The sequence below is a fragment of the Picosynechococcus sp. PCC 73109 genome (assembly GCF_001521855.1).
In the GTDB taxonomy this organism is placed as follows: domain Bacteria; phylum Cyanobacteriota; class Cyanobacteriia; order Cyanobacteriales; family MRBY01; genus MRBY01.
This window is the reverse complement of the sequence record NZ_CP013998.1, coordinates 2,177,536-2,192,254: the sequence shown is the minus strand read 5'-3', so window position 1 is coordinate 2,192,254 and position 14,719 is coordinate 2,177,536. Positions and strand designations below refer to the sequence as shown.

Sequence of the window (14,719 nt, the reverse complement as noted above, 5' to 3'; positions counted from 1 at the left end):
GTCACGTCATTTTAAAATTAAATTTCTCGAAGAAATAGCTTTCAAAAAAACAAACTCAAAAACTCCGATGACGTAAAAAATTACAATGAATTAATACCGAATCGCTTGAATTTTACCTTTTGTCAGAGAAGGAGTAACCCATCATTAATACAATCATAGAACGAATGAACTGTTAGCCCCGGAGTGCTTGCGGGGAGCCAGTAACTTTTGGATTCTTTATGGCAATCGGACTAGCCAAGACCCTGAATTGTGCTTAGAATAGTTTAGGCCCCTGGAGAGGTGGCAGAGTGGTTGAATGCGGCGGTCTCGAAAACCGTTACTGGGGCAACTCAGTCGGGGGTTCGAATCCCCCCCTCTCCGTTTTAGGATTGACCTCGATAAAAGGAACGTCGTAGACGTTTGAGTTGCTGCCGGAGGTAGTCTGTATTGGCAGGTTGCTCACCATAGCGCCAGTTGACATAGGCTTCGGTCAGTTCCGTCAAAATTTCTAAGGTTTCAGGACGATATTGCGGTTGAATCGTCCGCAAAAACTCCCAGGGGGTTTGGGTACGTTGTTTTTGGTGCCCTTTGTTTTGGAGCAGCAGGAGCATTTGTTGGTAGAGCTGTTCCATCATTGGTAATCGAGCAAAGCGGCGTCGTTGAAACCAGTTGCGAATTTGTTTAATGACAAACCAACCGCCCATGCTGGCGACAGCAACGGCGATCGTCCCCGTAATGGCCCCAACGAGGCCACTGGAAACAAAGCCCCACAACCGCGAAACCACGTAGCCTAGTATTTTCAGGGTGGTAAACCATAACCCTTCAAAGAAGCCAAGAATCGGCGACGGCACCCAACCCGCAACCCAACGCCAAAATGATCTCAATACGCCAAAAGCACCACCATCCTCAAAGGAAGGCGGGACAACTTCATAACCCGGCAGTGGATTGAACGCAAACCAACCCTGACCAGGAAAATAGGCTTCTGTAACAGCGTGGGCATCAGTATTGTGGACGAGGTAATAGCCCGTAAATGGATTGAAATCCCCTTGGTCAAATCCCGTTGCAAACCGGGCCGGAATCCCAATAGAACGCAGCATGATTGTAAGGACTGTGGCGTAATGGTCGGCATAGCCCCCCTTGTATTTGAACAGGAAAGCTTCAACGAGATCTTCATCGTCTGCGAAGAACGGAATTTCTTGGGCTTGGGGGAAGCGTTGCTTCAACCCTTGGGCGAGATAGAGGGCCTTTTCATAGGGGGAAGTGATGGGGCTATTGGCCTGGGAGAGAATTTCTTCGGCAACGGCCCGTACCTCCGCTTTGATTTCTGGGGGGATATCTAGATATTTCTCGGTGACAAAGGGCGGATAATCTGTCCCTGCTGCCGCCAATTCCGTCCGGTTACGATAGGGTACTTTAGAGATAACGGTATAGGTTAAGCCTTCTAAAAGTCCCAAAGGCGATCGCAAATTTCCCTCTGGATCTTGGCCAATCTCCGCCGTGGGAAAATAAAGCTCCGTCGGATACTGCATCGCCGGGACAATGTTCGGCAAAGACAAAACGGCGGTATAGCTCTGGATAATTTTTTTCTTTTCCACTGGGTTGGGGATAAAAGGCGTTAGGAAAAAACGTCCTGCCCAGCGGGAACGCTCCGTGAGTTGCAAATCATCGGCATTGGTGACTTCCCAGCCCTGGCCTGTGTAACGGTCAAAGGACATCACGCGCCAAAAACCAGGGGCCTGCGATCGCACCCGCATCACCAGCACCTTTTCCATCTCACCCCGGAGATTTTGGTTGATTTTGCTATTGAAACCGTAATACTGGGTTTTATCGAGTTCTCCTTGACCTTCGCTGGGACTACTGCCTTCACCCGTGCCTGCGGGACTATTCCCAAAGGTCGCACCATCGGTATTTTCATTCCCTTCGCCGCCAGGATTCTCATTCTCATAACCGGGATTGACGAGGCTAAGGTTAGTCGGGCTAAAACGCTCATTTTCAGGGGCATCGGCGGGCAAACTCACAGGCAAGGTGCTGAGTTGATAGCCAGGAAAACGGGGCATGATGCTAAAGAGTCCCAAGCCCAATACCAAGGTGATCCCCAAAATTGCGCCCAGGCGTTTGGGTGACAGGGGAGAATTTTTCAGGAGGTCAGCGCGACCTTTACGGGCACTGGAGCGCTGCGGCCAAAGGATCGTCTCCAAGCCAGCTAGGCCAAGGCGTGAACGGTAATCTAAAACTAAAACTGGGAGGGCGATCGCCAAAAATAGAATTAACCAGGGCGCGAAGGTCAAGGTTTGAGAAACAGTGCCTGCCACCCCCAACAAAATAAGGCCGATCACCATCGAATAACCCAGATCCTTTCGGCGGGGCAAATCGAAGCTATGGAGAATTTGCAGTTGAATGAGGAGCTCTGCTAGCACCAAACGCGTATCGTTTAAATTGGCATACAGATTCCGGAAAAAGAGCAGCAGCATGCCCAACATGCCGATGGCAATAAAAAATTTTGCCCCCACATTCGCCTTCTGACGGTTTTGCCAACTCCAGACTCCCCCCAGGAGCGTTAAGGGCACCGCTAAAACACTGATCGGCCAGCCAAACCAGATCATGTTTCCTTCTGAAGCCACATCCGTCGCGATAATACCGACAACCACCAATAGCTGTACCAAGGCCCGCAGCAGTACGGAATCTTCGCTTTGGGGTTTGGGAAAATTACGCAATTGGGCCACTAAATCCGCAAAGGATTTCGGTTTGAGGCGTTGGGAAGAGGGTGATGTCATCGTGCTGTAGGCGGAAATCAAAAACCTTCTACTAGACTACCCTTATCCTTCAAATTCAGCATAAATCCCACTGAAGCCATAAAGCAGAACAGCAGCCTACAGTTTTTTGAAATCCTGACGTAAACCGATAAATTCCAGAACCAGAAAATTCTACGGCCCAATTAGCAGGACTATCGGGTGACTTAATTCTTGTACTCCCCAGGCAAGATTCGAACTTGCGACCAATCGATTAACAGTCGACCGCTCTACCGCTGAGCTACTGAGGATTGTGTGGAGCGTTGTGTTCCAACGGTTTAACATTGTAGCCACAGTTTTTGGATTTGGCAATACCTTGGTTCAAGTTTTTTTTGAACTGGTTGAACTTTTTGGGCCAAGGTTCAGTCTAAAGGGACGTGCGATGACTGGAGAGGGATATGCCCGATCAAGCTGTTGACCACCCTACTGCCATTTCGGATAGGGAATTGGTTTGTCTTTGCCAAGGGAAAATAGGATCTATTCGGGGGCGACGCGATCGCCAAAGTTTCCGAATCCTGTACCGACGCTATCACCAAAAGGTACGGTCTACTCTGTATCAACTCTGTGGGGTGGCGCTCTTGGATGATTTAGTTCAAGAGGTTTTTTTAAAGGCCTGGCAGGGGCTCCCGCGCCTCAAAAATCCGGACTATTTTGCCACCTGGTTGTACCGCATTACTTGGAATGTAGCGACGGATCAACGGCGACGCTTTGCGAAGCAGATGACCTTAATCACAGGCTTAGAGGCGCAAATTGATGCGGTAGCAGATCCGGGGCCGGAGGGGCTGAGTCAAATTTATTATCAAGATTTGGTGCAGCGGGGTTTGCAGTCGCTAAGCTTGGAACACCGGGCGGTCTTGGTGCTCCATGATCTCAAGGATCTGCCCCAAAAGGAGGTGGCTGAAATTCTTGGGATTCCGCCAGGAACGGTGAAATCTCGCCTCCACCATGCCCGGCGATCGCTGCGTCAATTTTTAGAAACCCAAGGAGTCAGTCTATGAATTTCCATGACCATGACAACTTAATTCGGTTTTTAAAGAACCACGAACCCTACGGGCCACCGCCACCAGGGGATCACGAAGAAAGGCTTTTGGCGCGACTCAACCAAACAGAACCGCCAAACATGACAGCTTCGCCCCAGGGGAAATGGTGGGTTCCGACAGTGATTGCTGCCGGGCTTGTGCTCGTGGTTGGCCATGGACAACTGCACCAGGAATTTGGGTCGCTACCAGAGGTGATGCCGCAACAGTATTGGGGGAGAGTTGAACAACCCCAGCCAAAGGCGATCGCCGGGGGAGCCGATGAAGAACTGGAGGCCTTTCTTGAAGAAAGCTGGTCTTACTCCTTTGGGGAGAACCTTTATCAGGAACAGGAACTGTCCTACGAGTACGTTGATTTTGTTGTCAATACTGATCCCTAGTGCCTCGCAAAACATTCCTAAATTTCAACACTGGGCTAATGCCGTCCTAGCGGAATCTGTGATTAGTTTTGGAGATGAATTTTAATCATGTTTAAAAAACAAGTATTAATGGCTTCTGCGGTGGCCCTCTCGTTGACAGGGGAAATGGCGATCGCCGACTCAACCACGAAAGCCACCCACTTCACCGTTGCCCCAGCACCAGTCCTCATGAGCCAAGGGGATGAGCGGGAAGCAGATCTCGTTGATCGGCTTGACCTCAGTACCGCCCAGAGACAACAAATCCAAGGAATTCGCGCCAATTACCGTAGCCAAATGGGAGCCAAACGGGCAGCAATTCAACAGGCAAAAAATACCATGCGGACATTAATGCGCAATAGCACGACTACCCGCAATCAATTAGAGGCCCAACACCGTACCATTACAAACCTGCGCCAAGATTTAGCAGACCTCCATTTCCGGCAGATGTTAGACATTCGTGAAGTGCTCACCCTCGCCCAACGGGCAGAATTGGCGCAGCACATGGCCCAAAAACGCCAGGGCGATCGCTTCCAACGGTGGCGGAGCTGGTTTGGCTGGCGACAATAGTCAAAATTATTGAGACGAACCTTGCGCTTTGCGCCAAATTTCCCCGAACCACAACACAAAAGAGGTTCCCCCGATAATCCATAGCCAATCGCGGCAGGCCAGGGGGACGGTACGAAAGGCACTGCTCCCCCACTGCACCATAGCCACTTGACCGATAAAAATGGTGGCAATAATCGCGCTAAAAGCTGGATTTTTCGAGAGCCCTGTAAACGCAGAAATCGAGAGGCCAAAACAGCGGGCATTAAATAAATTCCACAGTTGCAGAAAGACGAAAATCGCAAAAAAGACGGAAAGCTCGTAGGTATTGATGGTGCCATCGCGCATTTCATATTCCAAAATGCCTACCATCAGCACCAAAAATCCACACCCTAAGAAGGCAATTTGTTTGGCCATAGCCCCGGTGATGATAAATGCCTCGGCTTGGCGGGGCGATCGCCCTAGGACTTCTGGATTGGGCGGTTCCGTGGCTAAGGCCAGGGCAGCAAAGGTATCCATAATTAAATTGACCCACAGCATTTGGGTCACCGTTAGGGGAAGCTCAATGCCAATAAATGGCCCCAAAAGAGCTGTCCCCAGGGCTACCACGTTAATGGTGAGCTGAAAGAGAAGAAATTTTTGAATATTTTCATAGAGCGATCGCCCCCAGAGCACCGCATTCACAATGCTGCTAAAGGAATCATCTAAAAGAATAATGTCACTGGCTTCCTTGGCGATCGCCGTACCACTCCCCATGGCGAGACCCACCTGGGCCTGTTTGAGGGCCGCCGCATCATTCGTCCCATCCCCCGTCACACCAACCACTTCTCCCGATTGTTGGAGCAACTTCACCAAGCGTAATTTATCTAGGGGGCAAGCGCGGGAGAGAATCTTTAAGGACTTCACGGCTTCCCGTGCGGTATCATCATCCATCGCAGCAAACTCCGGCCCCGTCAGGTGCAAGGCTTTAAAGTTAACCTCTTCTGTTTGGTGCCAGAGGCCAATTTGTCGGCCAATTTCCCTCGCCGTTTGGGGACTATCACCGGTAACAATTTTGACCTGAATGCCGGCACGGAGACAGGCTTTAACGGCGGCAGGGACATCGTCCCGCAGGGGGTCAATAATCGCAAAAAAACCAAGCCATACCAGGTGCCGTTCGATCTCTGTGATTTTAAAATGCTTGAGATCCCCCAGGGGACGGTAGGCAAAACCCAGGGTCCGCATCCCCCGGCTTTGGTAGTCTTGGAGCGTTTTGATAATGGCAGCCCGTTCGGTGAGGGGCATAACCCCACCAGCACTTAATTGATAATCACAGCGTTTGAGTACAACTTCTGGAGCGCCTTTAACGTAGAGAACTTCCTCCTGCAAAATGGGCGATTTGCCGAGGCTGGTCATGTACTTTTTTTCGGCAGAAAATGCCCCCTGAGAACTGAGGTCAAAATTGTAACGGTAGTCGAGGTAGTCAAGGTTTTGTTGATCGAGCCAGAGCAAAAGGGCTCCCTCTGTGGCGTTCCCAATGACCGTGGGCAGCGCTTGGGTGGCGTACTCTAGGTCGGCGGTACTGTTAGCGGCGATCGCCTCGGCGAGCACCTGACGAACATGGGTGGCTTGCGCCGGTTCAGCCTCCACCAGCCCAGGGATACAGGTTTCATGGACATGCATTTGATTACAGGTCAATGTCCCGGTTTTATCGGAGCAGATCACGGTGGTTGCGCCAATGGTTTCACAGGCATGCATCCGCCGCACCAGATTATTTTCGGCGGTCATGCGGCGCATACTGTAGGCCAAAGACAAGGTGACACTCATGGCCAGTCCTTCTGGCACAGCCACCACGATAATCGTCACGGCTACCATGAAGTAATTGAGGAGCGTCAGCCCCATATCTAGGGGAAGCCATTCTCTCACTGTGGGGGATAGCCAGTGGGTAGCAACACCATAGCCGAGACTCCCCCCTAACCAGAGGCTACCCCCAAGCAACATCAAGGGGGTATTTTTTAGGGCCGCCGGGGCTGGAACAGCGAAAACTTCGGGTAACTTCCCCAAGCGTTCGAGTAGTTCTTGGCCATCTTCGAGAACCGGCAGCCACACGGGTGCTGACATCATGGCGATCGCCCCCAGTAAACAGGCCATCACGTAACCCTGGGAACCTGTTAGCCTCAGTTCTTGGGTGAGGAGACCCCGGATTAACAGAGCAATAAACGTTAGGAGAGCTACGGTTAAACCCACCACCCCAATTGCTTTACTCAAAGTTTCGAGTTGTTGATTGAGGGGCGTATTGGGATCATCTTCAACGGTGGCCACCGCTTGGGCTAACTTGCCAATTTCAGTGCGATCGCCAACGGCAATGACCTCACAAAAACCATGGCCTTGGGTGACTATGGTACTGCGGTAGACACAATTAAACGGGTAAGCGGACTGCTCGGCTTCTACCTGGAAAGGATCCGCTTGGGCTGATTTGTTAACGGGTTCTGATTCCCCCGTGAGTTTTGCTTGATCAATATGAAGGGAAACGCTTTCAAGAATTTTGGCATCGGCGGGAACTTCATGGCCCTGTTCGATGTAGATAATGTCGCCCACCACCAAATCCTGGCGCGGCAGACTGTGATATTGAGCCTCGCGAATCACCTTGACCATGACTTGATCGTAAACATGGTTGAGGAGGGCAAATTCTTGGTTCGCTTTAAATTCATTAAAAAAAGCAACGACAGTAGCCAGCAAGATCGCGACAATAATCCCCAGACCTTCGGCATATTCGCCCCGCAACACCCCCACCGCAAGGGCGATCGCCGCCGCGATCATCAGAATGCGAATCACCGGATCAGTAAATTTCTCTAAAAAAAGTTGCCACCAGGGACGCCGTTGGGGCGGGGTTAAAACATTGGCGCCATATTCGGCACGATTCGCCTGAACCTGTGCGGCCGTCAACCCTGCATAGGGCAGATGGCGATCGCCTGGAGATGCAATAGTCATAGGTAGTAATGCTGGGAAAAGGCTGACCCTTACGGTAGTGGTCGCTACTTCTACTCCTATGGTAGGTTTCACCCTTTGGCCGATGGGGCGGAACGTTAGAAAAATTTAGTCTCTAGGTTACTACCCTAAGCCCTTTTTCTCTAGAAATCAAAAAGGTGATCGCCTTTTTGAAAATATCACCGAAAAAATGCTGTACTTTGCCCCTAGGCGACGATGCCTTCACTAAACACCCGGCCAATTACTTCTTCAACGGGGGGATCATTGACGCTGAGATCCGCTACGGGCAAATTTTCTAAAATTTTGGCGATGCTCTGGGTCAAATTTTCTCGCTTCACCAAAAAACGTACCGCTTGACCATCGATGTGTTCCACTTCCCCAAAAAAGCTCAGGGCCTCGCGGGAATAGGTTTCTGTTAATTCGACCCGCACTTCTCGATAGGGTGCAAAGCGATCCAGTAACTTTTCTAAATTGCCATCGTAGATCAGTTTTCCCTGGTAGATGAGCAATACCCGCTCGCAGAGGGCGGTAATATCCGCCATGTAGTGGCTGGTTAAGAGAATTGTCGCCCCGTAACGCTGGTTATATTCCCGCAGAAAGTCCCGCACCGCCACCTGGGCATTTACATCTAAACCAAGGGTCGGCTCATCCAAAAAGAGCACCTGGGGATGGTGCAATAGGGCGGCCAGGAGTTCCGCCTTCATCCGTTCTCCTAGGGAGAGTTTACGCATGGGTTGGGTCATCTTCCCTTCTAGGGAGAGCATCGCGCTGAGTTCTGCCAGGCGTTCTTCAAAAACAGGTTCGGGAATGTCGTAGACAGCAGCATTAATGCGGAGGGAATCGAGGGCAGGCAAATCCCAAAGAAGCTGTTGTTTTTGCCCCATGACCAGGCTGATTTGCTTGAGAAACGCCCGTTGCCGCTGGAAAGGAATCGCCCCTGCCACACGTACTACCCCCGTGGAGGGATAGATTAGCCCCGTGAGCATTTTGAGGGTCGTGGTTTTGCCGGCCCCGTTTGGCCCCAAAAAGCCCACAATTTCGCCGGGTTCAATGTTAAAGGTGATCTCCTCAACGGCTTTAATTTGTCGGTATTGCCGCTGGAAAAAGTGTTTGAGGGTTCCCTTAAAACCGGGTTGCTTGAGGGCGACGGGATAAATTTTACTGAGGGAATCGACTTCAATAATTGGCATGGTCAGGGAACGGGCCTAGGCAGCACTCAAGATAGACCTAGATCATATCAGGGGCGATCGCCTCTGGTTCGGGCGATTTTTGTTCCATAATCGTGGCCTTGTAAGGAATCACACCCGTTTCCACGCTATTGAGACAGCGGGCGGCACCAAGGGATAAGTCCAGGCTCCGGGGCGGAATATAGGGGCCACGGTCATTAAGGCGGATGATTACACTCCGGTCATTGTTGAGGTTGGTGACCTTGAGGTAGGTATTGAGGGGCATTGAAGGGTGGGCCGCCGTCAGAGCATATTGGTCATAGGTTTCCCCATTGGCCGTCAGGCGACCGTGAAAGTAGGGGCCATACCAGGAGGCTAGTCCTTCAAGGGATTGACCCGTTTCTTCGAGCTGGTACATTTGCTGCTGGGCGGTGACCATATCCAGCGCCGGGACACCGAGGGCGAGACGGAGATTATTCGCCCACTGAATGGCGAGGATCTCATGGTTGAGAACGTTCTCATGGGTAATTGTTTCGTCCACCACTAAAAGAATGTCATCACCAAAGGCGATCGCCGGTTTGTCTTCATGTAACGTCGGGGCGATCGCCGTGGCTTGGAATTCCGCCATCGCCACCAGTTGTTCAAGGCGTTGGGCCAACCGTTCAGCCTCCTGTTGGGAACGAATGGTGGCAACGGGCTTATTCTGAAGCCAAAGTTGATGGCTTTGGGGGTTGGTGGTGGGGCGGTCTGCGTCGTAGCTAATCAGCTGTGCCCCAGACTCAGCAGCAGCTTGGGGTATTGCTTCCGGCGTAGGCACCACCGCGACGAGGGGGGCAGTGGCCAGCGGCACTTCTAACTGGAGTAAAGCATCGAGGCCCAGACTTTGGGTAAATCGCTGAAATAAATTAAAGGCCCACCACTTAGAGACCTGGGGCGTGAGTTGTTCCGGGTTTGTATCGGCCACGAGTTGCGCTTCCGGGGCCTTATCCAGGGTACTCGCTAAACGGCACAGGGGATTTTCGGCCAGGGTTTCCCGTTGGGCGTTGAGGCTCACTGTTTTGACTGGGTCGGCACTGGTGGCGATCGCCTTAGTTTGAAAGGGAGCGAGGTTAACGGCTGCCGCGCCGAGGCCCATCACCAGGGAAGCGCCCAAAGTAGATAATAATCCTGTGAATTTCGGTAAATGCATACAGAATAAAAGAAAAGCTAAAAATCACAGACAGCACCCATTGTTTAGCAGAGATAATCTGAAACTGGGTTTTAGGTGCCGCGTCACATTGCAGGTTCATCAGATAAATTGCTCTATGTTTTATAGCCCATGAATTTCCGAAAAAAGTTGGCCTTCAGCGACAATCCGAGGCTGAATTGACAGGAAATCCCCCCCTCCGTCATCCCAAAAATTCTTCCAGGCGCTTACTATGACCACCTTTAGGCACCGCTGGGCAAATCTCTGGTTAACACGACATTATGATTTCTTATTTAATGTTTTTACTAATGCAAAAAATCGCCACTGATAACGAAAGCTAATTTAAAATCCCGCTATTTTGTTCGTTCCGCTACAAAACTTCCAGGCAGTAAGTGAGACCCATGAACCACCTTAGTGTGCATCAACAGCAATTTTTAACGCAACTGGCCGCTGGCCTCCGCCCTGGCCAAGATGCGTTGGCCCAATGGCGGTCTGGAGAAATGGCGATCGCCGCCGTTCCCGGTTCCGGAAAATCCCATGCCCTAGCCGTTGCCGCTGTCCTCACCCTTGCCCGGCAATCTTTGCACCACGGCCAACAGTTAGTCATTGTGACCTTCACGCGAGCTGCGGCCGAGGGGATTAAGCAAAAAATTCTGACCCACCTCAAGGCCGCCCAGTTACCTATCGTGGGTTTTTCGGTACAAACAATCCATGGTTTAGCATTGCAAATTGCCAGTCGGCACCCGGAGGTTTCTGGCGTGGATCTAGATAGCCTTTCTCTCCAGGATATTCCCGCAAATCACCCCATCCTCCGCGCCGCCGTTGAGCAGTGGATTCAAGCCCATGGGGAACAATATGAACGTCTTTGTCAGGGAGCACGCTCTGATCAGGAAAAAACGGAGCAACTGCGCCGCCGTTTTGCCCTCAGCACAGAAATTTTGCCAGACCTTGCCCATACGGTGATCCATGAAAGTAAAAGTTCTAATCTCTCGCCCCAGGCCGTAGCCAAACTGGGAAAAACCCTGGACGATCCCTACCAATCCTTGGCGATCGCCGCTGGCATTTATCAGAATTACCAACGACTGCTCCAGGAGAACAATGTCCTTGACTACGACGATCTGGTGTTAGGGGCCATCCGGGTGCTGCAACAGCCGGAGTTACAGCAATATTGGCAGGGACAAATTTACGGGATTTTTGAAGATGAGGCCCAGGATTCTAGCCCCCTCCAAGAGCAATTGATCCGCCTCCTGGCCACAGCTCCCGAATCTGGAGAATGTAACCTCGTGCGGGTGGGCGATCCAAATCAGGCGATCAATTCCACCTTTACCCCCGCTGATCCGTTTTATTTCAATCGCTTTTGTCAGGCCGTAGACTGTGCCGAAATTCACTACGCGGGCCGCTCTAGCCTGCCAATTATCACTGCGGCGAATCAGATGCTCCACTGGGCCAGCCACACCCTTTCGCCGCCGGATCGGTTTGCGTTTCGCTGGCAAGAAATTTTCCCGGTGCCCAGCCATGACCCCCAACAAAATGCCAATCCTGATCCCATTGGCGCGGGGGTAGAACGCCATTACCCCCAGGATATTTACGCGACGGTACAACAACTTGGCGATCGCCTCGAAACTTTATTAACCGCAAACCCAGACCACAGTGCGGCAATTCTCGTGCGCAAACAACGTCAGGCCAAATTTATCACCGAGCAATTAAGGGAGCGATTTCAGCCAACAACGATTCGCCTTTATGACGCCCGCAGCGGTAACGATGCCAACCATCTGGTGCTAGAGCTTTACCAAATTTTGCGGTTTCTAGAACGGCCCCACTCCCCTGACTGCCTGAAGGGTGCCCTCGATGTTTTAGGCGATCGCCAAAAAATCCCCACCCAGGATTTAGCCCGTCTCGCCACCTATCCCGAAAAATTTCTCTATCCAGGCCCCCTCGACCCGGCCCTCGCCTCTGGCCCCGCCCAGGCCGCCCAAACCCTCTGTGTTCAACTGCTCCAGGCCCGCTGGCAACTGCCCCACTACCAACTCTTACCCTTTTTGGCGATGACCCTAGACTATCGCGATGTCGAACTCGCCACAGTGCAAAAACTCGCCGAACGCATCGCCCAGCAAACCCAGGGCCAAAAAAATTTGCGCCAGAGCCTCGAAGTTTTAGAAATGCTCCTCCGGGATGGTTTTGAAGGCATTGAACTCGACACCGACGCCCGCTACACTCGCCCGCAGCAAATTACGGTGATCACCATGCACAAGGCGAAGGGCTTAGATTGGGACTATGTCTTTATTCCCTTTTTGCACGACTCCGAAATCCCCGGCATGAGTTGGGTGCCTAGTGGGGCGCAATTCCTTGGTGATTACAACCTGGCGCAGGTGGCCCGGGCCCAAATTCGTCATTTTGTCCATGGCCAAGACCAGGGGCGATCGCCAACGACACCAGCGACGATCGCTACCCTTTGGCAAGAAGCCCAACAGCTTAAAACCGAAGAAGAATACCGACTTCTGTATGTGGCCATGACCCGCGCCAAACGACTCCTGTGGCTTTCTGCGGCTAAACAAGCTCCCTTTTCCTGGAGTACCTTTAAACCCCACCAAAGTTCATTGCAGTCCCAGAAACCCTGTCCAATTTTTGACGTTTTACAAGGAAAAATTTAAGGATAAAACGCCAACTGCGGTAAGCCTGCCGTTTCCTCCCAGCCCAGCATAATATTCATACACTGAACGGCTTGGCCCGACTGACCTTTCAGGAGATTATCAATGGCGGACATCACAATGACGCGGCCCGTGCGGTGGTCTACTTCAATTCCCAAATAGCAGAGGTTTGTGCCACAGGCCCACTTCGTCTGGGGATAAACACCGTTGGGTAGAACTTCCACACAGGGAGCCGCTCGATAAAAGGCGCTGTAAATGGTCAGTAAATCATCGCGTACCAAACCCGGATCCCGGAGGGTTGCGTAGACCGTCGCCAGAATGCCCCTGGGCATCGGGATGAGGTGGGGGGTAAATTGCACGCGAATATCTTGGCTGGCGAGTTTGCTACAAATTTGTTCAATTTCTGGGGTATGGCGGTGGGAGGCTACTCCATAGGCTCCCAGGGAAGCATCGGCTTCAGCTAAGAGTAAATTAATTTTCCCTTGGCGACCCCCGCCGGATGTGCCGGATTTGGCATCAATAATTGCGGTTTCTGGCTGAATCAAGCCCTGTTTGAAAAGGGGGGCCAGGGCCAAGAGGCTAGCAGTGACATAACAACCAGGACAACCCACCAGTTGGGCGCGGCGAATGTCATCCCGGTAGAGTTCTGGCAGACCATAAACGGCGATCGCATTGGTCTCTTGGTCGGTGCGTTCTGTTTTATACCAAGCCTGGTAGGTGTCGAGATCCTTGAAGCGATAGTCAGCCGAAAGGTCAAGGACTTTGCAGCCCCGTTCGATCAGTTGGGGGGCAAGGTCACAGGCCAAGCCATTGGGCAAACCGAGAAAAACCACCTGGCAACGGCTGGCAATCACATCGAGATCAATGGGCTCAACGATCATTTTGATGCGGTGGCCGACATGGGGATAAAGTTCTGCGTAGGGTTTTCCGGCACTGCTGTTGCCCCCTAGATAGGTCAGCTCCACTTGGGGATGATCACTCAGCAGACGGACGAGTTGCATACCACCATAGCCCGACGCGCCGACAATCCCGACCGAAACCTTTTCCGAACTGCTCATAAATCCTGCTATTACCTGAACATTGCCTGGGGGCGATCGCCCTTGTTGGCTGCAATTGTACAGGGAAACGCTAAGGACAACCGATTTTATTTTGCGCCATCACCGTGGCCGAGAAAAACCGTTGTCATTCGGAGGGAAACTCGCCGATCAGTCTGGCCCTAAATCAAGCGACACAGTTGATCTTGATGGAGCACAACTTCCCCTTGGGACGGGAGCCAAGCGACCCAGGATTGTTCTCCGTGGGGACATAACAAAAGCGCATATTCTTCTTCGGCGATCGCCTCAGGGGTTTGGGCTAGCTTAACCCAATCACTGTTTGCTTGGGCCGGCGCAAAAGTCGTATCAAAGGGGTGTTCCGTTGTGTTGGGGCAGTAGCAAATACTGGATAAATCAAGGGAAGGGGTGCGTTGCATTAGGATTTCCTCCGAGACAAGCATTTGAAATGCAGAGAGCAGATGATTAGTCAGTCTAATCACAGTAATACTTTGTATTTAATGATACAGAAAATATTTCAAAAATCAGAGTCTGCCATAGAAGTTTACGGAGTGTTGCCTGGGACAACCGTGCCAAGATCTACTGATTCCCCCTCATGATCAGGTACAAATGAACGATATTTTTCCTAGGAACAAGAGCGATCATTGTGGGCATAAATGAGTTTCATTAGCCCCTCAAAAGACCTTATCCTGGAAATTCCCCCTTGAATGGAGGGGGGGGTTAGATGTTAGGATAAAATTGGATAGGGATAATTAAATTTTTTGAAACTTTAGTTTTCTACACAGAGTAATAACCCCTTAAGCCCAAGCAGAATGCCATTTAGGCGCTGCCTTGGGGAGTCCCCCTTAAGTGGGTCGATCTATTTTAGATCTTAATTGGTTCGGGAAAATACGGCCTAATTGTGGCTTTTATTTTCGTTGAATGTGTGTGTAAAAAGCGAAGAATGGGAATATT

General features: G+C 51.4%; 10 protein-coding genes and 2 tRNA genes. 5 read left to right on the top strand and 7 right to left on the bottom strand.

Annotation, left to right across the window (positions count from 1 at the left end):
• Positions 1–273: 273 nt before the first annotated feature.
• Positions 274–360: transfer RNA gene (locus tag AWQ23_RS10585), tRNA-Ser, on the top strand.
• Between the two features lie 2 nt (positions 361–362).
• Here the strand turns inward: AWQ23_RS10585 and AWQ23_RS10580 are convergent.
• Complete coding sequence (locus tag AWQ23_RS10580) at positions 363–2,753, bottom strand: DUF3488 and DUF4129 domain-containing transglutaminase family protein (RefSeq protein ID WP_062436637.1); 2,391 nt, start codon at positions 2,751–2,753, stop codon at positions 363–365.
• 194 nt (positions 2,754–2,947) lie between these two features.
• Positions 2,948–3,019 (bottom strand) — tRNA-Asn (locus tag AWQ23_RS10575).
• A 147-nt stretch (positions 3,020–3,166) separates the two neighbouring features.
• Between AWQ23_RS10575 and AWQ23_RS10570 the strand changes: the two genes are divergently transcribed.
• From AWQ23_RS10570 to AWQ23_RS10560, 3 genes are all read left to right on the top strand, one after another.
• Positions 3,167–3,766 (top strand): sigma-70 family RNA polymerase sigma factor, encoded by a 600-nt coding sequence (locus tag AWQ23_RS10570; protein WP_062435203.1) that lies wholly within the window; start codon positions 3,167–3,169, stop codon positions 3,764–3,766.
• Entirely contained in the window at positions 3,763–4,185 is a 423-nt protein-coding gene (locus AWQ23_RS10565) for a hypothetical protein (protein ID WP_062435201.1), read from the top strand. The genes AWQ23_RS10570 and AWQ23_RS10565 overlap by 4 nt, the downstream gene beginning before the upstream one ends.
• 108 nt (positions 4,186–4,293) lie before the next feature.
• Positions 4,294–4,770, top strand: a complete 477-nt coding sequence (locus tag AWQ23_RS10560; RefSeq protein ID WP_198158642.1) for a Spy/CpxP family protein refolding chaperone — start codon at positions 4,294–4,296, stop codon at positions 4,768–4,770.
• Positions 4,771–4,776: 6 nt separating this feature from the next.
• Here the strand turns inward: AWQ23_RS10560 and AWQ23_RS10555 are convergent, their stop codons facing one another.
• The 3 genes from AWQ23_RS10555 to AWQ23_RS10545 form a co-directional block, all read right to left on the bottom strand.
• Entirely contained in the window at positions 4,777–7,716 is a 2,940-nt protein-coding gene (locus AWQ23_RS10555) for a calcium-translocating P-type ATPase, PMCA-type (protein ID WP_062435197.1), read from the bottom strand.
• A gap of 203 nt (positions 7,717–7,919) precedes the next feature.
• Positions 7,920–8,903 carry an ATP-binding cassette domain-containing protein gene (locus AWQ23_RS10550; protein ID WP_062435195.1) on the bottom strand — a complete coding sequence of 328 codons (984 nt, stop codon included), beginning with the start codon at positions 8,901–8,903 and terminating at the stop codon, positions 7,920–7,922.
• A 37-nt stretch (positions 8,904–8,940) separates the two neighbouring features.
• Complete coding sequence (locus tag AWQ23_RS10545; protein ID WP_232308892.1) at positions 8,941–10,068, bottom strand: septal ring lytic transglycosylase RlpA family protein; 1,128 nt, start codon at positions 10,066–10,068, stop codon at positions 8,941–8,943.
• A 398-nt stretch (positions 10,069–10,466) separates the two neighbouring features.
• Here AWQ23_RS10545 and AWQ23_RS10540 point away from each other — a divergent pair, with 398 nt between their 5' ends.
• A complete protein-coding gene (locus AWQ23_RS10540) occupies positions 10,467–12,716 on the top strand; it encodes an ATP-dependent helicase (RefSeq protein WP_062435193.1) in 2,250 nt (749 codons plus the stop codon).
• Here the strand turns inward: AWQ23_RS10540 and argC are convergent.
• Positions 12,713–13,771, bottom strand: a complete 1,059-nt coding sequence (argC, locus tag AWQ23_RS10535) for an N-acetyl-gamma-glutamyl-phosphate reductase (RefSeq protein ID WP_062435191.1) — start codon at positions 13,769–13,771, stop codon at positions 12,713–12,715. The two genes, AWQ23_RS10540 and argC, sit on opposite strands and share 4 nt — an antisense overlap.
• Before the next feature lie 158 nt (positions 13,772–13,929).
• A complete protein-coding gene (locus tag AWQ23_RS10530; protein WP_062435188.1) occupies positions 13,930–14,184 on the bottom strand; it encodes a hypothetical protein in 255 nt (84 codons plus the stop codon).
• Positions 14,185–14,719 lie beyond the last annotated feature (535 nt).